Origin of the sequence: Lewinella sp. (assembly GCF_050633125.1) — a bacterium.
GTDB lineage: Bacteria > Bacteroidota > Bacteroidia > Chitinophagales > Saprospiraceae > Lewinella.
Window position 1 is genome coordinate 86,356 of record NZ_JBOEFX010000021.1, and the last position, 21,443, is coordinate 107,798.

A 21,443-nucleotide genomic window follows, 5' to 3' on the forward strand; every position below is an offset into this window, starting at 1 on the left:
CTATCCTTTTCCTTCCGCAACCAGCTCTGGCGTATGCAGCAGCGGTAGCTCTACACTGAACCATCCGTCTTCCGTACTTACTTCCACCTGAGCGGTGGTGTAAAAAGCGTAGCGTCGGCGAATATTATCCAGGCCCACTTTCGTGGAAACCTGAACCTGTTGTTTAGGCTGGAGTTGGTTGCGGATCAATAGTGTACCATTAGAAGTACCAACAACAACCTCGATTGTCAATGGCTGTTCGCTACTAACGATATTATGTTTAATGGCATTTTCCAGCAACATTTGCATAGATAGCGGAATCATGTGCAGTTGTTTGACAGCAGGATCTATTTGTAACTGCAACTGCAGGTTTTCACCAAAACGCTCTTTGAGTAAAAACTGATAGGCATCCAGGAAATCGAGCTCCTCGGCTACCGTGATTAAAGACCGGTCACGAATTTCCAAAATGTAGCGATACACTTTGGAAAGCTGCTGCACAAAACGCACCGCCCGATTCTCGTCTTCAGGGATCAGGTAAGTGAGGGTGTTTAAACTATTGAATAAAAAATGCGGATTGACCTGGCTCTTGAGTGCATCTAACTGGGAGCTGATATTTTCCTGTCGTAAACGTTCTGTTTCGATTAGGCTCAGTCGCCAGCGATGATAAAAATAAATACCTTCGTAAAGAGAGATGATGAAGAAGACTACCATAAAGGTACTCTTGGCGTAATCAAATTTACTCATATCCCTGTGGTACCCTTCAGGCAAAAGTACATCATGGATATCGTAGCAAAAGTTATTCAGCAACAAGACCATTGCTATGGTTGTGAGCACCATGAAGGATAAGCGCTTTATCGTATCCTTATACTCCGGCCAACGAGAGCGAAAGAAAAGTACCGCCTGGCGCATTACCATCCAGTAAAAAATGGTAAAAAATAGCGAGACCTTCCACTTTGGCCAGAAGGCCAAAAAACCATTTTCTAGCGTACCGTTAAAAAACAACAAGGGCATCACAAAAGCCACCAGCGGCACTCCCACCAAGGCAATGGGAAGGTCGTTGAAGCCTAAGAGGGCCCGGTTTCGTGCCAGTCTTTGCATAATTTTCATCATCCCTCCAAAGCTACCTATTTTTGTCTTAGCTTGCTTTACTTACCAACCAGGTGGCATAAAAGCCAACCTGAGTGGCCTTATTTAACCCCTGAATTACCTGACTACAACATTTTAGTACGGCCGCCATCCACCGTAATATTCGTGCCTGTAATGTAAGCCGCAGCCGGGCTAGCGAGAAAAGCTATGACGCCACCAATCTCTTGTGGTTGGCCAAAGCGCCCCAGGGGAATGCTCTGCTTCATTTGGTCGGCCATAGCATCGGTGCTGATGTTTTTCTGGGTTGACCAAGTATCAAGTAAGCCGTGTAGACGCTCCGTTTCCGTCGCTCCAGGAAGGAGGTTATTGACAGTTACACCGTCTGGCCCCACTTCATTAGCCAGTGTTTTGGCCCAATTAGCAACAGCAGCACGGGTCGTATTAGAGACCCCAAGGTTATTGATCGGCGACTTCACCGAAGTAGAGATCACATTGATAATACGACCGTAGCCAGTTTCTTTCATTCCTGGTACTACTGCCTGTGCCAGTACTTGATTACAAAGCAAATGGTTGTTGAGTGCCTGGGTAAATGCCGACAAATCAGCAGCTAAGATCGGGCCTCCCGGAGGGCCTCCGGTATTGTTGACAAGAATATGGATCGTTTTTTTCTCCGTCAGTGCTTTGGCCTTGGCTTGTAAATCAGCAACGTCTGTATAATCAACAGTGATAAAATCGTGCTGTTGCCCCTTTGAAGTATCAAGGTCTTTTATTACTTCCTGCAACAATTCTGCCGACCGAGCCATCAGCGTGACGTTAGCCCCTAGTTCTGCCAACTCCTGCGCCGTGGCTTTACCTATTCCTTTGCTACTGCCACCAACAAGGGCATTTTTATTACGTAAATCGAGGTTCATTCTTTCTTGGTTAGATCAGAACAAAGATACCATATAGAATACGGAATTAACAGGACTCAACAGGTTCACACGGTTTTCTTTTTAACAAAAATCCGCCTAATCAGCGTTCTATCAGGTCACGCTCCCTGGATTTGTATGATCGCACTGGTACGATTAGCCCATTTCCACCGATATCGTGCTTGTTTCGTAATTTCGCAAAACTAATCAGAATCACTTCCTTTTGGGTAAAACATATTTTGCTTCGGATTTTCACCTTGGTGTCGATGGTCGGCTGAGTAGCGCTGAACGTGAACGGCAGCTGGTTCGTTGGTTGGAGACCATCCGCCATGATGCTGATACCATCTACTTGGTAGGAGATATTTTTGACTTCTGGTTTGAATACAAAACGGCCGTCCCTCGTGGATATGTTCGCCTTCTCGGCAAACTCGCTGAACTACGAGATGCTGGTATCAAGCTCCACCTCTTCACTGGCAACCACGACATGTGGATGTTCGACTACCTGGAAAAAGAACTTGATGCTCCTATTTACCGTGAACCTGTCATTCACGAAATTAACGGCAAGACATTTTTCATTGGTCACGGTGATGGCCTCGGGCCAGGAGACCACGGCTACAAATTGTTAAAAAAGGTATTTGCTAATCGCGTCTGCCAGTGGCTATTTGCTCGCCTTCATCCCAACTTTGGCATAGGGCTGGCCAACTTTTTTTCTAGCAAAAGCCGGGAGGCTAACCACAATGAAGATGTCTTTCTTGGTCCTGATAACGAGTGGCTGCTACAGTACAGCACGCGTAAATCGGAACAATTGCCCGAAGTCGACTACTTTGTTTTTGGGCATCGTCATCTTCCTATTGACTACTTATTACCCAATAACCGCACCCGTTATATCAACCTCGGGGAATGGGTTTATTTTAACTCTTACGCCGTTTTTGATGGCCAAGAACTAAAACTGGCGTTTTTTGAGCATCCAGAGGGGCGAGCGGTCAAAAGCCCAAATTAGAATTACCTTCTCCTAACACCAATCTCCGTTTCCAAACGTTCACTTAATGTGAATAATCATCAACTTCATAACCATCCACTCGTTCTTCTTGTACTCCTGCTACTGGGGTGTCTGCCTATCAAGATGGGTGCTCAGGTAACATCCGATAGCTCAAGGCTAATCATTTTCCAAAAAGACAGCGTCGCTACCTTTGCAGTTGATCCCTTACAGCAACTCTTGTCCGTAGATTACAAAGGCGTATTGATGCAATACTCGCCGCAAGGGAAAGCCCTTTTCCAGTATTACAATACAACACTGGGAGAAGATTTCACTATCGACGCTACCGACCCTTTCAATATATTACTCTTCTACAAAGAGCAGCAAACCATTGTTTTACTCGACCGCACGCTGAGTGAACGCGCTACCCTCGATTTAAGGGATACTCCCGTTCAATACGCCACGGCTGTCACTCGTAGTCACGACAACAACCTTTGGGTTTATGACGAACTCGCGGGGCGGCTTTACCGGCTAAATGCTCGTGGCGAAGTACTATTTACCTCTAACGACTTCCGATTAAGCGAAAGTTTGACAGAAGGGCCAACCCAACTTTTACGCTGGGGTGATCGGCTAGCCCTCAATTTTCCACAGAGAGGAATTGCTTTATTTTCCATCCTGGGCCAGCTGGAGGAATGGTGGAAAATTACAGAAGTGGAAGATTGCTTCTTCCAAAAACAAGTCTTTTATTTTCGTCGGAACGGCAATTATCACCGCTACTTCCCGCAGCAGCAATTACAACAAGCACTGGAATGGCCTGACTCCGCAAATAAGCCCGTTTTATTTCGAACACAGATTGATCGTCGCTATCTGCTTTTTGCGGAAGGGAAATTTGTTGTCGAAGGGTATTAGTTAGACTTTGGCATAGGACCCTAAGTGCAGAACGGGCTTATGTTTTACCCACCTCTATCCTTTGGACACCTCCGCCCAAGCGGAGGACAGGAGATTCCTTTGGTTGAGCGCGTAAGGCGTAGCCTGAAGCTCGGCGAATCCCATCGGGAGAGCAGGACAAGGGACAGCAGTGGTACCGAAGGTAAGAACGGATGGCCCGGTGCCGATCCCGTCCTGACTAGAAAAGTCGGGACGGGAGAAGGCATGGCCCCAAATGAATACCTTCACGTAATATAAACACATGAGGATGTACAGATGATCAAATTCACCGCCCTTAATTCGTACACTTCCCCTAAGCAGTTTAACTTTGTGCGCAAACCAGCGCCGTAGATGCGACCTACGACGAACAATTGCACAAAAACAACTTGTGCAATACAGGGACTCAACCTTCCGGTCAATTTCCTGTTAATCTTTTTGAAAAATTAATGCCTACGCATGAGTGATACTAAGTTTTACCCACTTACGATAAGTAAGGTAAAAACCGAAACCCAAGATACTGTTAGTCTTTATTTTCAGGTTCCTGCTGAACTGGCGGACACTTTCGCCTACAAGCAAGGACAATACCTGACACTTCGTTTTACCGTTAACGGCAATGAAGAAAGACGGGCTTACTCTATGAGTTCTTCACCATTTGAGCCAGAACTGGCCGTCTCTGTAAAAAGAGTAGATGGAGGAAAGGTGTCTAACTATATTCACGACTCTGTGAAAGCGGGCGATACCGTTGACGTAATGCCTCCTCAAGGGCGCTTTTATACGGCCTTAGAGCCCGATCAACGGAAGAGTTACTATCTTTTTGGTGCGGGTTCCGGGATCACGCCTTTGATGTCGATACTAAAAACCACCCTCGAAGAAGAGCCACAAAGTAGCGTCTATCTCCTTTATGGTAGCCGCGAGGATGACCAAATTATTTTCTATGACGAGCTACAAGACCTAAGCAAACGCTACGCTGGTCAACTAAAAGTGGAATACATCGTCAGCCAGCCCAAGAAAGAAAAGGGAGGTTGGTTTAAAAAATCGACGACAAATTGGGAAGGCCTTACGGGGCGGATCAGCCCTTTGGTTATCGATACTTTCCTGAGAGAATGCCCGGTGCAAGGTAAAGGTGCCGAGTATTTCATTTGTGGTCCTGGTGCTATGATTGATGCCGTGGAAACCTGCCTGATGGAACAAGGCATCGACAAGAAGAGTATACACTCTGAACGCTTTGTTAATGCCGCAGAAGTAGCCGCCGGTAAGGTGATGACTGCCGGAGGAGCTGGCACCGTGAAAGTACAGCTACGTGGCGAAAGCATTACCATTAACGTCCCAGAAAAAAAGACCATCCTGGAAGCTTTGCTTGATGCCAAGCATGATGCGCCTTACTCTTGTATGGCCGGAGCTTGCTCTACCTGCATGGCTAAAGTCAAAAGTGGCTCTGTGAAGATGGATGTTTGCTATGCTCTTGATGATGATGAGGTAGCTAATGGCTACGTGCTAGCATGTCAGGCGCATCCAGATGGGAAGGATGTGGAGATCAGCTTTGACGTTTAGGATCAGGCTTAAATAAAAGAAAAGCCCAATTCGCATTGCTGCGAATTGGGCTTTTTCTTTACCGAGAAGTTGTGAGATTTACTCAGAAACTACTTCGAATTTCACTTCCGGCTGTACCTCTTTGTGCAAGTTCAGTACCAAGGTGTAGGTACCCAAATCTTTCACATTATCAGGCAATTGTACTTTACGGCGTTCAATATCAAGATCGAATTGCTCTTTAAGGGCATTGATGATCTGAATATTGGTAACGCTACCAAAGATCTTACCACTAGTACCGGCTTTAGCACCAATACGTAGTACCTGGCCATCCAATTTCTTGGCAATATCCTGGTATTCGCCCAGGCGTTTGGCTTCAGTAGCATCTTCACGACGCTGTAATTCTTTTAAACGAGCACGGTTAGCGCTGTTGGCGATCAGTGCAAACCCCTGAGGAATCAGGTAGTTGCGACCGTAGCCATTCTTAACGGTCACCAGCTCGTGCTTATATCCGACGTGTTCAACGTCTTGCAACAGAATGATATCCATGTCAAATCGTTTTTAAAATTAGTAATTTAAAATACCAGACTCTGCTATTTCAGCAAGTCAGTTACGTAAGGCAGCAACGACAGGTGACGAGCACGCTTAATCGCAGCAGAAACTTTACGCTGGTACTTTAGAGAATTACCGGTAATACGGCGTGGTAAAATTTTACCCTGCTCGTTAACGAAAGACAGCAGGAAATCAGCATCCTTGTAGTCGATATACTTGATACCGTACTTGCGGAAACGACAGTACTTCTGACGCTTACCACCAATCTTAGGATTGCTTAAAAACTTAATATCATCGCGATTAGCCATAGCTTATCAAGATTTAATAGTGGACAATAGGGATTACTCTTCCTCCTGCTTAGCAGCTGGAGCGGGTGCTGGAGCAGCTTTAGCAGCTGGCTTAGCTTCAGCTTTAGCTGGCTTAGCAGCAGCCTCCGATTTAGGAGCTGGTTTCGAACCACGACGATCGCGGTCATTGCGATCACGGCCTTCCTTCTTCTCTTTAGACTTAGGACGCTTGGCTTTCCCGATCAAGCCGTTACGCTTGTCTTCGTTATACTTGATGCCAAACTTGTCTAGTTTGTAAGTAAGGAAACGCATGATGCGCTCATCCCGGCGTAAAGCCAGTTCCAAATCGTCGATGAGATCGACAGTTTCCATTTGGAATTCAATACAGTAGTAAACCCCGCTATTGCGTTTGTTGATCGGGTAAGCCAAGGTGCGCAGTCCCATCTCGTCGATGTGCACAATATTGGCTTTAGCCGTTTTCAACATATCGCTATAGGTCTGAGCCGTCGTTTTGATTTCTTCCCCCGACAGCACTGGGTCTACGATGAATGTTACTTCGTAATTTCGCATAGATCAGACACTAGATTAGTGAATAAATTTTTTAAAAGCGGATGCAAAGATAGGATTTTAGTTTTAAAAAAAGTAAAAACTTTAAAGTAATTCTCTGATTCGTACGTCTCTATAGAAAAAGAATTACTTTGTTAACTAGTTCCATGCCAGCATCCAGAGACAATAGCATAACAGTAACGATCCGTAATTACGGTGATCGCTTGTTCCGTTTTATTCGCGGACGGGTAACTTCGGATGCCGATGCCGAAGACGTTTTGCAGGATGTTTGGTACCAGCTTAGCCGAATTGTCGACCTAAGCAGTATCGAAAACATCAATGCCTGGCTGCACCGCGTAGCTCGCAACCGACTTACGGATGGCTACCGCAAAAACAAAGCCTCCCCAGTGGAGGACTTTTCCTATGGCGAAGACAGTGACGACAGCGAATTTTCCCTGGAAGATTGGCTCCCCGCCTCAGACGATGGCCCCGAAGAGGCGTATTTTCGCCAACTGGTTTGGGAAACACTCTACGATGCACTGGACGAGCTGCCTGCCAATCAACGAGATGTTTTTGTGTGGAATGAATTAGAAGACGAGACCTTTCAGTCCATCGCTGATCGGACCGGTATCAACATAAAAACCCTCATTTCCCGCAAGGGCTACGCCGTCAAACACCTGCGCCAACGATTGGCCGACCTCTACGACGAACTCCTTAATTATTAACATTGCAAGAATATGCACCGTCAACATAAATATCGCAAGCGCTGGTCGCCTTTTATATTTGTTCCTTTGGTACTGGCCGTGGTCGCCCTCCTTGCTGGCGTGGTGATGCTACTTTGGAATGCCACAATCAGCCCCCTTTTCGACTTGCCAGAAATCAAATTTTGGCAAGCACTGGCCCTTTTTGTTTTATGTCGCCTGCTCTTTGGCCGCCTGGGGCCGCCGCCCTCCTATCGTCAAAACCCCAAAAGGCGAGCTGCCTGGAAAGAGAAATGGGGTAATATGAGTGAGGAAGAACGGGCAAATTTCAAAGCCCGCTGGAAAGAGCGCTGTGAGAAGAGAGGGGAGAATTAGTCCCCCTTCTACTCTACCCGGAAGGCGCAAAGTAGCCCGAACTCTGAGGACTAAAAGGACGATCACCGAAGGTAATCCCTCTACGGACTTTTACTGACGGCGAAGGGGCTGCCCATGAGAACCTCCAGGTTAAGAAAACTATCGAAAAAAATAAAAAAAATCACATTTCTTTAAAGTAATCCTGCTGTTCGTCCGTCTACCTATATGAAAGCGCTACGGTACAACACCTTAGCCTACGATTATTAACCCCGACGAACGGCTGGCAAGCACCAGTCTTCTAAAAATTAAAATCATCATGCGTATCCTATTCGGAGCCCTGTCCTTTGCGGCAGGGGTGGTCTTGTTTTTTCTTTTTGCAAAGCTTTTGATCGCTGGTCTTCTTTTTGCCCTCGGTCTGGCAGCCTTTGCTTTTTTCGTACACAAATTGCGACTAGCGCGCTACGGCTATTCTAAATCAGACCACTTCGGTGAATTCTCTGACGACCACCAGGCCTACCGCTACCCAGCAGTGTACACCCAAGCCGGATGGCAGGATAACGGATCATTCCGTTTTCAGACCATCACGGTTCAGTAATATACGGTACAAGGTACGGGGGTACTTGGATCGGGGGGTAGCCAAAGCAAGGTCGCCCACTTTACCCGAACTCCCTCGTGCCGGAAAGATTGATTTGATCATCAATCGTTTGCCGTCACATTCAATTAAAATTAAACAACAACAATATGTGTAAAGGAATGAAATATCATCATGGCCAACGTGGCCGTCATCATCACGGTCGCGGACGCGGCCCTATGCACCGCCAAGGTGCGCCGGTCAACATTCAGGAAATGGACGACCGCTACGAAATCTATTTAATTGCCGCTGGCCGTAAACGGGAGGACTTCAAGCTCGACATTGCCGACGACTTACTCACCGTTCATGTAACCGCTCCGGTTAGTGACACTGAAGGCCAATGGCAACGTCGCGAATTTCGCTTCCGTGCTTTTGAGCGTAGCTTCCAACTGAGCGACAAGATCAATCAGGAAGATATCCGCGCGGCTTACGAAGGCGGTGTACTCACCCTCACCTTGCCCAAGCACCCTGATCGGGTGACGCAGCGGCGTGAAGTGGAGGTAGAGTAAGCAGGAAGTTTGCCCGGTAACGGCAGCCCCTGGCCTAGCGATGCGCAGTAGTGCGCCCGCAGGGGCAGACCCAGCTTTGCTGGGGCCGAGCGAATAGCGAGCTACGGAGCGTAGCGCCCCGCTCCGCAGGGCGGGGAGGCGCTTAAGTTTTTGAACCATATAAGGATTATGAGGTCATTTAAGTGTTTTAAACAGATGCTCATATGTCCTTATAATCACTTATATGGTTTGTTTTTTTATACAGGAGTCCTTCCTTTCTCGCATCAGAGATGCAAAAACAAAATCAGTCTTTTGTCAACTAGAGCAGCGCCGCTGTTGTTGAAGCTCTACAAATACATTATAACAGACAGATGATTAACAAGCAACTTATTCTACGCGAACGCCCAGTGGGTATGCCTACCAAAGACACTTGGAGCCTGGACGAAACAGCGGTACCCGAACCCGCTGAGGGCCAATTGGTCGTGCGCCACCATTATATATCGTTGGATCCGGCCATGCGAGGCTGGATGAATGATGCCCGCTCTTATATTCCACCTGTCCAGTTGGGTGAAGTAATGCGCGCGGGCTCTATTGGCGAAGTGGTAGCCAGCAAGCACGAAAAATTTGCAGTAGGAGACATCATCACGGGCTGGGGCGGCGTACAAGAATATTGCCTGACCAACGGTGACAACTGGTATAAAGTAGACACTCGCCTGGCACCAATGCCCGTATACATTGGCACACTGGGAATGCCCGGCATGACGGCTTACTTTGGCATCCTGGAAGTGGGCAAGATCAAAGAAGGGGACACTGTACTTGTTTCTGGCGCTGCTGGCGCAGTGGGCAGTGTTGTGGGACAGATTGCCAAAATAAAAGGCTGCACGGTAGTAGGTATTGCTGGTGGCCCCGAAAAATGTAAATACCTGACCGAGACCCTCGGTTTTGATGCAGCGCTGGACTACAAGGCCGAAGGTTTTCCCCGAGCACTGAAAGAAGCCTGCCCTAAAGGAATTGATGTTTATTTTGATAATGTGGGCGGAGAGATTCTTGATCTAGCTCTCGCTCGCTTGCGCCGTAATGCAAGGATTGTGATTTGCGGTGCGATTTCGCAATACAATAACAAAGAAGCCGTAAAAGGACCTAGTAATTACCTCTCGCTACTGGTCAACCGGGCTACTATGCAGGGGATGGTAGTAATGGATTACGCCAAAGACTATGGCAAAGCCGCTCAGGAGATGGGGCAATGGATGGCCGCAGGCAAGCTCCAATCTCGTGAAGATATATACGAAGGAATTGAGAACTTTCTCCCTACTTTCCAGCGCTTGTTTACGGGAGAGAAGTTGGGGAAATTGGTACTGAAGGTGATTTAAGGGTAGGTTTCGCTGTGTGGTGAAAAGTGTTCATTAAACTCACATTTTGATTGCTCGCCAGAACCATTAAACCTTTGATTTTCAATACAGCCCGTACCAAACAAGCTCTAAGTATTCAGCCAATAAGTCACCTTTGCCACAATGGACCGGTTTTTCACAAGCCAATCCAGTGAATTGTAATTATCGGTATATACCAAGAAGAAATCAGAAACGGGTGCAAAACGCCACTGCAATCGGGCATTAACATTAAAGTTGTCAACCTGGCTATTGTACTGAAGGAAAGTCGTCAGGAAGATACTTTTACTGAATGTAAGATCAATTCTTGGCCCGATAAGAAATAGACTAGCACTAGCATAAGGGTCGGGAAGGTCGATATAACTATAATTCGTAGTAAGCGAAATCTGCCCCAAGGGCTGGTAACGCCAGGTGATATTCGTTCGTAAACCATAGCGATAGCCGTTAAAAAACTGCCCTACTGTAGGCTCTACCCGATAAGAGAAAGTTTTGCGACTATCAGAGTTATACTCCATCGAAAACCGGTTGTAAGTATAGCCCATGGTTCCCGGCAAGGGAGTAGCGTCGGTATTGGTGGGGTCAAAATCTTCGAGTAGGTATACATATTCATTAACGAGGTCAAAGCTCAGGCGACTGGTATTGGTGAAGCTAATATCCCAGGACAGAAACATAAGGCGGTCGGTACTCCCCTCTTCTGGTGTCCACAAAAAACGGGATCTAAAGCGGGGACCGTGCCTATTGATGCTCCCTTTCTCTGGATAAAAAAACAACTCGCCCCGAGGATTGATTTGCCAATAATTTTTGCGGGGCACAAATCCTACTTCAGCATCATATTCTTCGCCTACGTAGCGCTGTTCCATCCCAAAGGCATAACGCCGCTCACGATAATCGACCCGGGCGCCGTGTGAGAAAGGGTTATTTCCTTGCGTCGGCGAAAAGGAATGATGAAAGTAAAACTTGCCATTCCATTTGTTATCTGCCGATGCCAAGTTGTAGTCTAGTCCGGCTACTCGGTTATAAGCATTATTGAGGGTATCGCCAGCAAGATCAGCAAAGGTTTGTTTGTTGACAAATAAAAACCCGAGGTTAGATCTGGAAAACATTTTTCGCTGCAATGCCGTAACGGTATAATTGTAGCTAGGCAAGCCGTTTTGATCATCGCTAGCGGTTTGCATATTCATAAGACCTACCCTCCAGTTGTTGTCCAATTTTCCACTCAAGCGAGCACCATAATAGATCGGATTAGAAATAGCGCCCCCTGTACTCGTATCTTGCGAAACACCGATTCGTCGGGAAAAAAAAGGGTTCACTTGATCATCTCCAAAGGTTCCAAAAAGGTCAGAATTCTCCAAGAAGAACTGTCGCCGTTCCGGGAAGAAAACTTCAAATCTACTCAGGTTAATAACTTGTCGATCAACTTCCACCTGGCTAAAATCCGGGTTTACTGTTAAATCGAGGTTGAGGCCAGAAGTAACTGCAATCTTGGCGTCCCCTCCTACCCCAAAGGTGCTCTCTGTTGGCAAGCCTTCTTCGTAATCTGTTTGGACTGCTCCGCTGAGGTAGGGGATCAGTGAAATGCTTTTCTTACCTGCTTTTGGCGCTTCTTCCCAGTGCATATTGCCCATATACGCCAAACTCATAATCATTTGGTTCTGTGGGATCGGCTGCCAGGTAGAGCGGGTATTACTTTGTGTATCAAAACGATAACTATTGAAATACCAATCTGTCTGTCCTTCCGGGAACCGGATGGTGCTAAAAGGGATCGCAATTTCGCACGACCAATAGTCATCAAAAATAGCCGATGCGCCGCGCCACTTATTGTCCCATTCTCCCAGCCAGTCACCGCCATTATTCCCTCCGTTGGAGATGAGTGCTTCCCGCATTACACCGAAAGGATTCATCCCAAAAACAAAAGCATTGGTACGGTCGCGAAAAGGATCAAGTAGAAAGGTAATATTATCGCTGCCACCGGCCCGGTAATCCCTGCGCAAACTGGGTACGACATAGTCTTTACCCGGCGCATAGCACTTGGCGCCAATGTAAAAATTCGTCTCATCAAAGGTCATGTAGATTTCCGTTTTCCAATCACATCGAGAGGTGTCGGAAGGGAAGTTTTCCCAAAAACCGTCCGCTGGACGGCCGGTAAACCAAGCCGTTTCATCGAGCTGTCCGTCGATTGTGATTTCTTCCTCCAATTTCCGAAGGTAAAGCCCTTCTTCTTCAGATAGTTCCTCTGAAAAGGCCATTTGAGAAAAAACAGGGATAACAGTACCGACAAGCAGTAGCAGTAACAACAGTTGCTTCAACATGAAATAAGCGTTTTCATACTAGCGTCCTGCCCTTCACAACGATCATCGTAGCCAAGGGTTTATCCAAAGGTACATTAGTACGAAATACTTAATAAAGATCACGCCCAAAAGCAGTGAAGAGCCTATCTCCTGCGGTCAAAATCAACTATCGCCCCTTTCCACCACCTTCATAATCGAGCGAAAAGCAACGTATTTGTCCTGATAACGCTCATGGTGCTTTCGCTGCATCTCTGATGCGTGCTTTTCCTGATACTCCTGATAGGCGGTGAAATCGTGTGCCAGGTACTGGATACTGTAAGTAAAGCCTTCTGTCTCATCAGTACCCAATAGGCGTGAGATGGTGTATTCTGCAAATTTACCAGTTTGCATCATTTCTGGTAGATGAACGACTTTCATCCATGCCAACCATTCCTTGTGACTAGCATGATCGATTTGTATAGTAACATTGTATAAGATCATAATCTACTTTTATTCCTCTAAGCGGGTAATCTTAGCTCCCAGTGCAGCGAGGCGTTCATCAATACGTTCGTAACCACGATCAATCTGATGAATATTACGAATCGTACTTTTCCCTTTTGCCGACAACGCTGCTATGAGTAGTGCTACACCAGCTCGAATATCAGGGGATGTCATCTCTATGCCTTTTAACTGAAACCGGCGGTTGAGGCCAATTACCGTAGCGCGATGAGGGTCACAAAGGATGATTTGCGCGCCCATATCAATGAGTTTATCTACAAAAAACAGACGGCTTTCAAACATTTTCTGATGGACCAAAACACTGCCATTGGCTTGGGTAGCCATTACTAGAATTACGCTCATCAAGTCGGGTGTAAATCCAGGCCAAGGAGCATCATATACCGTAAGGATAGAGCCATCAATAAAACTCTGTATTTCATACTCCTCCTGTGCCGGAATATGCAAATCATCTCCAATAACATCAATTTGCACCCCTAATCGCCGAAAAACATGAGGAATAATCCCTAGTTGATCGACCCTACAGTCTTTAATGGTAATCTCCGATTTGGTCATAGCAGCCAAACCAATAAAGCTGCCTATTTCAATCATGTCAGGTAGCAAGCGATGCTCGGCACCGTTCAACTGGTCTACCCCTTCAATATGCAGACGATTAGACCCAACACCTTGAATCTTAGCACCCATTGCTTGCAGCATTCGGCACAATTGCTGAACATAGGGCTCACAAGCTGCATTATAGATCGTTGTTTCTCCTTCAGCTAATACAGCTGCCATCACAACATTGGCTGTACCTGTCACAGAGATTTCTTCCATGTGCAAGTAGCACCCTTTCAGGCGTCCCTCTGATTTAAAAGCATAGAGGCTTCGCTCATTATCAAAAGAAAAATGCCCACCTAACTGTTCTAAGCCTAATAAATGGGTATCCAGACGGCGACGGCCAATCTTGTCGCCTCCAGGCTTGGGCAACGAAGCTTGTCCATAACGCGCCAAAAGTGGCCCTATCAACATTACCGAACCACGAATACGGCTGGCATCCCGAATAAAATCCTGCGTCAACACATAGTCAAGATTTACTTCGGCGGCGACAAAACGATAGGTATGATCATCGAGTTGGCTAATTTCTACACCCAACCCCTTGAGTAATTCAATCAACTTATCAACATCTCTAATTGCTGGCAGATTGCTGATAACGACGGGCTCACTGGTGAGTAAAACGGCACAAAGCACTTGCAGTGCTTCGTTTTTAGCTCCTTGCGGGACAATTTCCCCTTGTAAAACGTGACCACCTTCTACCACAAAGGTTCCGGATGCGTGCATAAATCGATAACTTATTGATGATCAAATAAAACCTCAAAGCAGTGTACGTAAAGGTTACGGCACACTGCTTTGTTATAATATTACATACCGAATTCAAAGTATTTCCTCCTGATTTCTACCGGGTGCAATCCTATTTCAGTATATACTTGTCATGAAGTTTTTTTGCTACTTCACGGCGAGAAAGATAAAGCACCTTTTATTTCCGGTACCCGCGACGACCTCCTCCACTGTTCTTTCGGCGGCCTCCTCCATTATTTCTGTTACTATAACCAGAAGAACGCTTACCTCCTTTGCTGCCACTACTATTTGAAGGACGACGGCGTTGAGTTGTTTTGTTAACCAAATTATCTAGCGACTGCTCTTCAGAAATCTCCAATAAGCCTTTTGACAGGGACTTGAGATCTGCTTTAATAACTTCATCACTAACATAGTGCTCGCGATTCCATGTTTTATAGGCCAGTTTCATATAGGCAGCAATAGCTGCTACATATCCATCTTTTTTAGGCCCTTCCTCCATGCCTATAGCCTTCTTAATCATTGTCTGGACATTGTGTCCATAATGACGGTACTGTGCTTCTGACTCAGGATAAGGCACCGTGTCAGGAGACAACCGACCACTAACATCTTCAGGCATTTCCACCCCTTCTGGTGGGCTCACGCGCAAGTCATTCTCTGCAATACGAAACAGATGGCGCCATAATTTGCCTTTATAATCTTCAATATTGCGGTTCTGAGGAACCATTTGCATCATCAACTTGATGATTCGCTCGGCGAATCGTTGACGTAGAGCATCATCTTCGAGCGTCCGTGCATGATCTACCAATAACTGTACGTGTCTTCCGTATTCCGGAATCGTCAGGTTATCTTTGGCAGAATTATAAGTCATATTCCAATCTATCATACTTTTTTATTTTACTCTACAGTTACTGATTTCGCCAGGTTACGTGGCTGATCTACATTACAGCCGCGCATGAGGGCTATATGGTAAGACAATAATTGTAGTGGGATAACCGACAATAAAGGGGTAAATGGTTCCTCTGTATTGGGGATTTCAATAACGTGATCGGCCATTTTACTAATGACCGTATCTCCTTCGTTTACAATTGCAATAACGAGGCCTTTACGTGCTTTGACTTCCTGAATATTGCTCACAATTTTATCATAAGCACTTCGGTTTGTTGTAATAACAATCACCGGCATATTCTCGTCGATCAAAGCGATTGGCCCGTGTTTCATCTCCGCTGCTGGATATCCTTCAGCGTGGATGTAGGAAATTTCTTTTAATTTCAGTGCACCTTCCAGTGCAACGGGAAAATTATAACCCCGCCCTAGATAAAGAGCGTTAGAGTGGTCTTTGATTTCACCCGCAATATAGCGTATTTGCTCGTCCTTTTCCAGCACCCTCCGAATCTTATCTGGAATATTTGCCAATTCACTTACCAATTGGCGAAAATAGGAGTTAGAAATCGTCCCACGCTTGTGCGCCAGGCTCAAAGCCATCATGGTCAGTAAACTCACTTGCCCCGTAAAGGCTTTCGTAGAAGCAACACCAATTTCCGGGCCAGCGTGAATATAAGACCCTGCATCCGTAATCCGAGCAATAGAAGACCCCACTGCATTCACAATGCCAAAAAGCATTGCGCCTTTTTGTTTCGCCATTTCCAACGCGGCCAATGTATCCGCGGTTTCTCCTGACTGAGAGATCGCGATAACCAAGTCTTTCTCCCGGATGATAGGGTTACGATACCGTAATTCTGAGGCATACTCTACCTCTACCGGAATCCGGGCCAAGTCTTCAAACAGGTATTCCGCAATTAATCCAGCATGCCAGGATGTACCACAGGCCGCAATGATAAACCGATCTGCTTGTAACACCCGGTTGGCAAACTCTTCGAGTCCACCTAAGCGAATCCAACCTTCTTCAGCATTCAAACGTCCACGCATACAGTCTGCTACTGTTTGTGGCTGTTCGTGTATTTCCTTAAGCATGAAATGATCATAGCCTCCTTTTTCAAGTGCTTCGATTTTCATGTCAAGTTCATGTACAAAAGGGGTCTGTTCTTCATTCCCAATCGAACGCAACTGTAGGCCATCCTCTAGGCTAACTACTGCGATTTGTTCATCATCGAGGTACACTACTCGGTTTGTATACTCAATGATAGGGGTCGCATCAGAAGCCAGAAAAAACTCGTTCTTCCCCAGACCAACGACCAAAGGGCTTGCTTTACGTGCTGCAACAATCTTGCCCGGATCATTTTGATCAAGAACCACAATCGCATACGCACCAATTACTCTGGTAAGTGCTACGCGTACAGCCTCTTCCAAAGGCAGGTTGTCCCGCTCCTGAATGGCTTCAATCAAATGAGTAAGTACTTCTGTATCCGTTTCACTTTTAAAAACATGGCCATCTTTTTCTAAAGCCGTCTTTAGCAGTGCATAGTTTTCGATAATCCCGTTATGAACCAAAGCGATACGCCCATTCCCTGATTGATGTGGGTGCGCATTGATATGATCTGGCACCCCGTGAGTTGCCCAACGCGTATGGCCAATACCTATTGAGCCAGAAAGGTCTTTATCAACAGCAAAATCTAGTAAATCCTGAACTTTACCTTTTCTTTTGTAAATGTGGAGATCTCCATTTAACAATGCAACTCCTGAACTATCGTATCCTCGATATTCCAGCCGTTGAAGGCCTTTAATAAGTACAGGGTACGCTTGGCGAGGGCCTAAATAGGCTACAATTCCACACATGTCGTTTGTTTTTGGTCCAGGATAAAAGCACTGTCAACAGTTTCGCTGGCACAATAGATAAGCCTCCAATGTATCAACACGAAAAGAATGTCCTGATTAGATCAGGACATTCTCTAAGCTAATGTCGCAATGCTGTTATTTGTTCTATAAATCCGTAAAAGACACCTTAAGAACAGGAGGATTAACTACTGCTCCCGGGCCTTTGAATATCACTTGACTAGCATTCCCTGCTTTAGGAAATACTGCTAAATATATTGTTTGTGGTTCAGAACCATCAATAACATACTGGGTATGTATTGACATATTCAATTTGTACAACACCTCTCCACCAGTTTGTTCCTCTGGTTGCCCCCCAAAATAAACACCTAAGTCATTTGGGAGTACAGAAACGTCACTGATCACGATAAATTCGCCTTCGTCCGTCTTCTTCAATGCAACGATCTGCTCTGGTACTGGGTTAAAAATAAGATCGTAATCGGCGGGCATCGCTACCGTCAACTCCAACTCCGCTTTATTGATCACTTTCTGATCGAAGTTCTCAAGCCCTGGAATCTCAAAAGCAACTTCCAACCCCTGCATACCTTGCAAGAACATTAAACTATCGTTCGTATCAGGATTTTCCACAAAGTCTCCTGCTACATAGCCCTCATAATCGTGCGCATAAGTACTGATCCGACGCCCTATACTTCCTGCCTCCAAGCTATATGTAAGTGTATCGGTGCCGGCACGATAGTAAAAATAGACACCAGACCAACTCCGATTGACATTAAAGTTGAGTAACCCCGGAGAAACACCAGTAGGCTTCACATACAATCCTCTGAAAAATTCAAGCAAGGTGCTGTCGTTAGCAAATACGGTGGTATCCTGCTGAAAGAAGGTTTGCCCGAAAGCCTCATCCAGGCGAACCCGTACATGTGGCGCTTTCAAATCAACCGTATCGAGGGTAGAAAAACTAATGTCTTTTTTCACGAATATGCTGTCGTCATAATTAGGACGAAACATCGCCGATGCCAACGGCATAGGGTCTACATCGTAAAAGACATTACTAAAGAAAGAGACATTGCCGTCATCATCAAACTCTACCGGATCAAGTGCTTCGGTTACTCTATATACCTCCAAGCCAAACTGGCCATTCACATCACCATAAATGCCTGAGGAATCTAAAGGAAGTACCAGTACAACTGAATCCAAAATCACCGTATTTGGGTTAAACGTAGAGAGGAAATCAATTGGATTACCACCTAGATCACGGGAAAGTAATGGTTCTATGTAGAAGCCTGCTTCGGTAATTCCAAAGTAGGGGTTTTCGGTTCGCCCGAAAAGAAAAGTAGAAATCGCACCAACACCCGGGGAGAAAGCGCTCACCGAGTCAGCAATTTCCGTTCTTACTTTCAGCTTAAGGGTATCTGTAAACCCAACCTTAGCGCGGTCCTCATCAAGTAAATTTGCTCCTACTTCAAGGGGATCAGTACAGTTGGTAAGTACAAAGGAAAGTGCGCAACAAACGACCAGAAGTTTGGTCCAGAAACTATTCTTCATAAAAGTATTGATACTTTTCGTCCATCACTCCCCTCAACGTTAAATAACGAGAAATAAGAGTGATGGACGATACAAAGAGGTACAACGAGAGGTTTTCAACAGTAGAATTTTACAAGGTCAAAAACCTGCTACTGGAAAACCTAACTTTCAACCTCCTCCGTCAAAAGTGATTGATAAAATTCAATAAGATTGGCTCGGTAATTCTCTTCATCATAAGCTAGTACTGGTTTATCAGTATTAGCTAATGCTTCTGTAGCTTCTTCAGTAAGCTCCTCTGAACCGCGAACGATAGCGTCAGCGTAGTGGATAGCTCCTGATTCTAACTGCACCTGATCACCATTTTGGTAATTGTGCAAATCTTCTTCTGACAGATTATTGATTGACGCTTTAGTAGCGAAGTTTTCATTAAAATGTGCAGAAAAAGTGTCAGATGCATAAGAAGAGTAAACAATTTTAGCCGGCTCAAAAAGTGGCTCATTCTTATAGGCTGTTTTTAGATACAGCGGGATAAGACTGGTCATCCAACCATGACAGTGGATGATATCAGGAGCCCAACCAAACTTCTTTACCGTTTCCAAAACCCCTTTACAGAAAAAGACCGTACGGTCTGCATTATCTTCAAAAGGCTCACCTTTCTCATTTTTGAAGATTTGCTTACGCTTGAAGAAATCTTCATTATCGAGGAAGTAAACCTGCATACGGGCCTCTGGTAAAGAAGCCACTTTGATAATCAAAGGATAATCATCGTCATCGACGATGATGTTCATGCCCGAAAGCCGTACTACCTCATGTAGACGGTGCCGACGTTCGTTAATGGTGCCAAACCTAGGCATCAGTACCCGGATCTCCATGTTATTCTCTTGCACATATGGGGCCAGTTGACGAACCATCTCGGAAACTTGCGAGAGGGAAGTATAAGGCTCCATTTCCTGGGTAACTATCAATACCTTCTTTTTGCTCATACGCCTGCTATCTCAATTTTCAAAAAAGAATCAAAGATCGTTTATATATGAATTGTATGGTTTAAGAGGACAAATATCCTTTCCTGCCTTCAATTCAAGCTGCAAAGATAGTAAAAATCAAGCATTTGTCTCTGAAACAGGTCGCTTAAAAAGGTCTCTTTCTGAAAAACGGCTATATTTGCTCCCCGCTTTCGGGAAGAAAATTCATTATTCCATGCAATTGTTTAAACGCGTTGATCAGCTACAGTCTTTTCTGAATGCTGAACGGGTCAATAATCGCTCTGTTGGCTTCATCCCAACGATGGGTGCTTTGCATGCCGGGCACCTATCACTGGTAAAGCGGTCGTTGTCCGAAAATCAAATTACTGTTGCCAGTATTTTTGTCAACCCAACCCAGTTCAATGAAACCAGTGATCTGGATCGGTATCCCCGAACACCTGGTAAAGACCTACAAAAGTTAGCAAAGGTTGGCTGTAATGTCGCTTTTTTACCCGAGGTAGAAGATATGTACCCTCCGGGCCACAATACGGAGTTAAAAATCGACTTCTCAGGGTTGGACGCCCGCATGGAGGGTGCACAACGCCCGGGGCATTTTGATGGCGTTGCACAAGTCGTCAAGCGATTTTTGGATATCGTTCAGCCGGAAAATCTCTACATGGGGCAAAAAGATTACCAGCAGCAATTGATTGTTAAACAAATGATTCGCGTACTTGACCTGCCCTATCAGGTCATTACGGTCCCAACAGCGCGGGAAGAAGACGGTCTTGCTATGAGCTCAAGAAACGTCTTATTGGATATAGAGACTCGTCAGAAAGCTGCCATTCTTTATCAGACGCTTCAAGCAGCAAAAACACGCCTTATCAAAGGCGAATTCCCCAAGGACATTGAAACTTGGGCAATGAAAGCAATGACCCAGCCAGGGTTTCGTCCTGAATATTTTTCTATTGTGGACGGTTACAGCTTACAGCCCCTTCCTGATCAGGAAGAACTTGCAGAACTTGTTGTTGCTTGTACCGCCGTCTGGGCAGGAGGGGTTCGCTTGATCGACAACCTCCCCCTGAGAGGAAACATGTAACTTTCTTCTTACTTCCGCGTCAAAAAAACGAGAAACAAAATAAACCTACCCTAATTTTGTTTTGTTTACGACTAACAAACGAACTTCTCTTAAAAGGAAGAGGAGTCGTAACCAATGTTTAGCAAATTTTATACTTTTGCGATCCTTAGTCATTTAGAAGCCTGACGGAAACAGAACCAGGAGTTTCTTCTTAAGAACTTTTTCCGTCTCTTAGCGAAAACAAGCTTATGCTAATTCAACGCTTTAAATCTAAAATTCACCGTGCCGTAGTCACCGAGGCCAACCTCAACTACGTCGGTAGTATCACCATTGACGAAGATTTACTGGATGCCGCTAATCTCCAGGAGGGAGAACGCGTGCAAATAGTAAACAACAACAATGGAGAACGCTTTGAGACCTACACCATCAAAGGTGAACGAGGCTCGGGAATGATCTGCCTGAACGGAGCCGCAGCACGCCGGGTACAAGTAGGCGACGTTGTGATCATCATCGCTTACGGATGGATGACGCCCGAAGAAGCGAAAACCTATCAACCGGATGTTGTTTTTCCAGGGGAGGGAAACAAACTCATCTAGATGAGTAGATAGACACAGGCTGCTTCGCGCGCCTTTTAGTAGAGGGTAGAGGGATTGAAACACCTTTAGCGTTGCGCAGAAAACAAAACGCGAA

At 45.7% G+C, this 21,443-nt stretch carries 22 protein-coding genes; 10 read left to right on the forward strand and 12 right to left on the reverse strand.

The window, feature by feature from the left end; all coding sequences use genetic code 11:
* Both ACRBG0_RS05805 and ACRBG0_RS05810 read right to left on the reverse strand, forming a co-directional pair.
* Positions 1 to 1,077 carry a sensor histidine kinase gene (locus ACRBG0_RS05805; protein ID WP_431485959.1) on the reverse strand — a complete coding sequence of 359 codons (1,077 nt, stop codon included), beginning with the start codon at positions 1,075 to 1,077 and terminating at the stop codon, positions 1 to 3.
* Positions 1,078 to 1,190: 113 nt separating this feature from the next.
* A complete protein-coding gene (locus ACRBG0_RS05810; RefSeq protein ID WP_431485960.1) occupies positions 1,191 to 1,976 on the reverse strand; it encodes an SDR family oxidoreductase in 786 nt (261 codons plus the stop codon).
* A 220-nt stretch (positions 1,977 to 2,196) separates the two neighbouring features.
* On the opposite strand from ACRBG0_RS05810, the gene ACRBG0_RS05815 reads away from it, so the two are divergent.
* The 3 genes from ACRBG0_RS05815 to ACRBG0_RS05825 all read left to right on the forward strand — a co-directional run bounded on the left by ACRBG0_RS05815 (position 2,197) and on the right by ACRBG0_RS05825 (position 5,427).
* The gene (locus ACRBG0_RS05815) at positions 2,197 to 2,973 is read left to right on the forward strand and encodes a UDP-2,3-diacylglucosamine diphosphatase (RefSeq protein WP_431485961.1); all 777 of its coding nucleotides are present in this window, start codon (positions 2,197 to 2,199) and stop codon (positions 2,971 to 2,973) included.
* 48 nt (positions 2,974 to 3,021) lie between these two features.
* Positions 3,022 to 3,858 (forward strand): hypothetical protein, encoded by an 837-nt coding sequence (locus ACRBG0_RS05820; RefSeq protein ID WP_431485962.1) that lies wholly within the window; start codon positions 3,022 to 3,024, stop codon positions 3,856 to 3,858.
* 474 nt (positions 3,859 to 4,332) lie between these two features.
* Entirely contained in the window at positions 4,333 to 5,427 is a 1,095-nt protein-coding gene (locus ACRBG0_RS05825; protein WP_431485963.1) for a 2Fe-2S iron-sulfur cluster-binding protein, read from the forward strand.
* Between the two features lie 78 nt (positions 5,428 to 5,505).
* Here ACRBG0_RS05825 and rplI read toward each other — a convergent pair whose 3' ends face one another.
* The 3 genes from rplI to rpsF are packed head-to-tail and all read right to left on the reverse strand — an operon-like array spanning position 5,506 to position 6,812.
* Positions 5,506 to 5,952 (reverse strand): 50S ribosomal protein L9, encoded by a 447-nt coding sequence (gene rplI, locus ACRBG0_RS05830; protein ID WP_431485964.1) that lies wholly within the window; start codon positions 5,950 to 5,952, stop codon positions 5,506 to 5,508.
* A gap of 44 nt (positions 5,953 to 5,996) precedes the next feature.
* Positions 5,997 to 6,263: a 30S ribosomal protein S18 gene (gene rpsR, locus ACRBG0_RS05835; RefSeq protein ID WP_020538116.1), complete on the reverse strand. Its 267-nt coding sequence runs from the start codon at positions 6,261 to 6,263 to the stop codon at positions 5,997 to 5,999.
* 33 nt (positions 6,264 to 6,296) lie between these two features.
* Entirely contained in the window at positions 6,297 to 6,812 is a 516-nt protein-coding gene (rpsF, locus tag ACRBG0_RS05840) for a 30S ribosomal protein S6 (protein WP_431485965.1), read from the reverse strand.
* Between the two features lie 143 nt (positions 6,813 to 6,955).
* Here rpsF and ACRBG0_RS05845 point away from each other — a divergent pair, with 143 nt between their 5' ends.
* The 5 genes from ACRBG0_RS05845 to ACRBG0_RS05865 all read left to right on the forward strand — a co-directional run bounded on the left by ACRBG0_RS05845 (position 6,956) and on the right by ACRBG0_RS05865 (position 10,332).
* Positions 6,956 to 7,513, forward strand: coding sequence for an RNA polymerase sigma factor (locus ACRBG0_RS05845; protein WP_431485966.1), 558 nt, complete (start codon positions 6,956 to 6,958; stop codon positions 7,511 to 7,513).
* 12 nt (positions 7,514 to 7,525) lie between these two features.
* Positions 7,526 to 7,864, forward strand: a complete 339-nt coding sequence (locus tag ACRBG0_RS05850) for a hypothetical protein (RefSeq protein WP_431485967.1) — start codon at positions 7,526 to 7,528, stop codon at positions 7,862 to 7,864.
* 295 nt (positions 7,865 to 8,159) lie between these two features.
* Positions 8,160 to 8,438, forward strand: a complete 279-nt coding sequence (locus tag ACRBG0_RS05855; RefSeq protein WP_431485968.1) for a hypothetical protein — start codon at positions 8,160 to 8,162, stop codon at positions 8,436 to 8,438.
* A 146-nt stretch (positions 8,439 to 8,584) separates the two neighbouring features.
* Positions 8,585 to 8,983, forward strand: a complete 399-nt coding sequence (locus ACRBG0_RS05860) for an Hsp20/alpha crystallin family protein (RefSeq protein WP_431485969.1) — start codon at positions 8,585 to 8,587, stop codon at positions 8,981 to 8,983.
* A 350-nt stretch (positions 8,984 to 9,333) separates the two neighbouring features.
* Positions 9,334 to 10,332: an NADP-dependent oxidoreductase gene (locus ACRBG0_RS05865; protein WP_431485970.1), complete on the forward strand. Its 999-nt coding sequence runs from the start codon at positions 9,334 to 9,336 to the stop codon at positions 10,330 to 10,332.
* 107 nt (positions 10,333 to 10,439) lie between these two features.
* Here the strand turns inward: ACRBG0_RS05865 and ACRBG0_RS05870 are convergent, their stop codons facing one another.
* The 7 genes from ACRBG0_RS05870 to ACRBG0_RS05900 form a co-directional block, all read right to left on the reverse strand.
* On the reverse strand, positions 10,440 to 12,656 hold the full coding sequence (locus ACRBG0_RS05870) for a DUF5916 domain-containing protein (RefSeq protein ID WP_431485971.1): 2,217 nt from the start codon (positions 12,654 to 12,656) through the stop codon (positions 10,440 to 10,442).
* Positions 12,657 to 12,797: 141 nt separating this feature from the next.
* Positions 12,798 to 13,115, reverse strand: coding sequence for a DUF4286 family protein (locus ACRBG0_RS05875; RefSeq protein ID WP_431485972.1), 318 nt, complete (start codon positions 13,113 to 13,115; stop codon positions 12,798 to 12,800).
* 9 nt (positions 13,116 to 13,124) lie between these two features.
* Positions 13,125 to 14,447 (reverse strand): UDP-N-acetylglucosamine 1-carboxyvinyltransferase, encoded by a 1,323-nt coding sequence (gene murA / locus ACRBG0_RS05880; RefSeq protein ID WP_431485973.1) that lies wholly within the window; start codon positions 14,445 to 14,447, stop codon positions 13,125 to 13,127.
* A 196-nt stretch (positions 14,448 to 14,643) separates the two neighbouring features.
* Positions 14,644 to 15,348 carry a DUF4290 domain-containing protein gene (locus tag ACRBG0_RS05885; protein ID WP_431485974.1) on the reverse strand — a complete coding sequence of 235 codons (705 nt, stop codon included), beginning with the start codon at positions 15,346 to 15,348 and terminating at the stop codon, positions 14,644 to 14,646.
* Between the two features lie 11 nt (positions 15,349 to 15,359).
* The gene (gene glmS, locus ACRBG0_RS05890) at positions 15,360 to 17,198 is read right to left on the reverse strand and encodes a glutamine--fructose-6-phosphate transaminase (isomerizing) (RefSeq protein ID WP_431485975.1); all 1,839 of its coding nucleotides are present in this window, start codon (positions 17,196 to 17,198) and stop codon (positions 15,360 to 15,362) included.
* A gap of 144 nt (positions 17,199 to 17,342) precedes the next feature.
* The gene (locus ACRBG0_RS05895) at positions 17,343 to 18,737 is read right to left on the reverse strand and encodes a DUF4270 family protein (RefSeq protein WP_431485976.1); all 1,395 of its coding nucleotides are present in this window, start codon (positions 18,735 to 18,737) and stop codon (positions 17,343 to 17,345) included.
* Between the two features lie 140 nt (positions 18,738 to 18,877).
* Entirely contained in the window at positions 18,878 to 19,699 is an 822-nt protein-coding gene (locus ACRBG0_RS05900) for a glycogen/starch synthase (RefSeq protein WP_431485977.1), read from the reverse strand.
* Between the two features lie 214 nt (positions 19,700 to 19,913).
* On the opposite strand from ACRBG0_RS05900, the gene panC reads away from it, so the two are divergent.
* On the forward strand, positions 19,914 to 20,774 hold the full coding sequence (panC, locus tag ACRBG0_RS05905) for a pantoate--beta-alanine ligase (RefSeq protein ID WP_431485978.1): 861 nt from the start codon (positions 19,914 to 19,916) through the stop codon (positions 20,772 to 20,774).
* A gap of 227 nt (positions 20,775 to 21,001) precedes the next feature.
* Positions 21,002 to 21,349 carry an aspartate 1-decarboxylase gene (gene panD, locus ACRBG0_RS05910; RefSeq protein WP_367392333.1) on the forward strand — a complete coding sequence of 116 codons (348 nt, stop codon included), beginning with the start codon at positions 21,002 to 21,004 and terminating at the stop codon, positions 21,347 to 21,349.
* Positions 21,350 to 21,443: the final 94 nt, after the last annotated feature.

Coding starts and splice junctions, on each gene's coding strand:
- ACRBG0_RS05860 (WP_431485969.1), top strand. CDS start 8,585: ATGTGTAAAGGAATGAAATATCATCATGGCCAACGTGGCCGTCATCAT.
- ACRBG0_RS05900 (WP_431485977.1), bottom strand. CDS start 19,699: ATGAGCAAAAAGAAGGTATTGATAGTTACCCAGGAAATGGAGCCTTAT.
- ACRBG0_RS05870 (WP_431485971.1), bottom strand. CDS start 12,656: ATGTTGAAGCAACTGTTGTTACTGCTACTGCTTGTCGGTACTGTTATC.
- ACRBG0_RS05875 (WP_431485972.1), bottom strand. CDS start 13,115: ATGATCTTATACAATGTTACTATACAAATCGATCATGCTAGTCACAAG.
- ACRBG0_RS05810 (WP_431485960.1), bottom strand. CDS start 1,976: ATGAACCTCGATTTACGTAATAAAAATGCCCTTGTTGGTGGCAGTAGC.
- panD (WP_367392333.1), top strand. CDS start 21,002: ATGCTAATTCAACGCTTTAAATCTAAAATTCACCGTGCCGTAGTCACC.
- ACRBG0_RS05825 (WP_431485963.1), top strand. CDS start 4,333: ATGAGTGATACTAAGTTTTACCCACTTACGATAAGTAAGGTAAAAACC.
- rplI (WP_431485964.1), bottom strand. CDS start 5,952: ATGGATATCATTCTGTTGCAAGACGTTGAACACGTCGGATATAAGCAC.
- ACRBG0_RS05885 (WP_431485974.1), bottom strand. CDS start 15,348: ATGATAGATTGGAATATGACTTATAATTCTGCCAAAGATAACCTGACG.
- rpsF (WP_431485965.1), bottom strand. CDS start 6,812: ATGCGAAATTACGAAGTAACATTCATCGTAGACCCAGTGCTGTCGGGG.
- ACRBG0_RS05855 (WP_431485968.1), top strand. CDS start 8,160: ATGCGTATCCTATTCGGAGCCCTGTCCTTTGCGGCAGGGGTGGTCTTG.
- murA (WP_431485973.1), bottom strand. CDS start 14,447: ATGCACGCATCCGGAACCTTTGTGGTAGAAGGTGGTCACGTTTTACAA.
- ACRBG0_RS05865 (WP_431485970.1), top strand. CDS start 9,334: ATGATTAACAAGCAACTTATTCTACGCGAACGCCCAGTGGGTATGCCT.
- ACRBG0_RS05845 (WP_431485966.1), top strand. CDS start 6,956: ATGCCAGCATCCAGAGACAATAGCATAACAGTAACGATCCGTAATTAC.
- ACRBG0_RS05805 (WP_431485959.1), bottom strand. CDS start 1,077: ATGCAAAGACTGGCACGAAACCGGGCCCTCTTAGGCTTCAACGACCTT.
- panC (WP_431485978.1), top strand. CDS start 19,914: ATGCAATTGTTTAAACGCGTTGATCAGCTACAGTCTTTTCTGAATGCT.
- rpsR (WP_020538116.1), bottom strand. CDS start 6,263: ATGGCTAATCGCGATGATATTAAGTTTTTAAGCAATCCTAAGATTGGT.
- ACRBG0_RS05895 (WP_431485976.1), bottom strand. CDS start 18,737: ATGAAGAATAGTTTCTGGACCAAACTTCTGGTCGTTTGTTGCGCACTT.
- glmS (WP_431485975.1), bottom strand. CDS start 17,198: ATGTGTGGAATTGTAGCCTATTTAGGCCCTCGCCAAGCGTACCCTGTA.
- ACRBG0_RS05850 (WP_431485967.1), top strand. CDS start 7,526: ATGCACCGTCAACATAAATATCGCAAGCGCTGGTCGCCTTTTATATTT.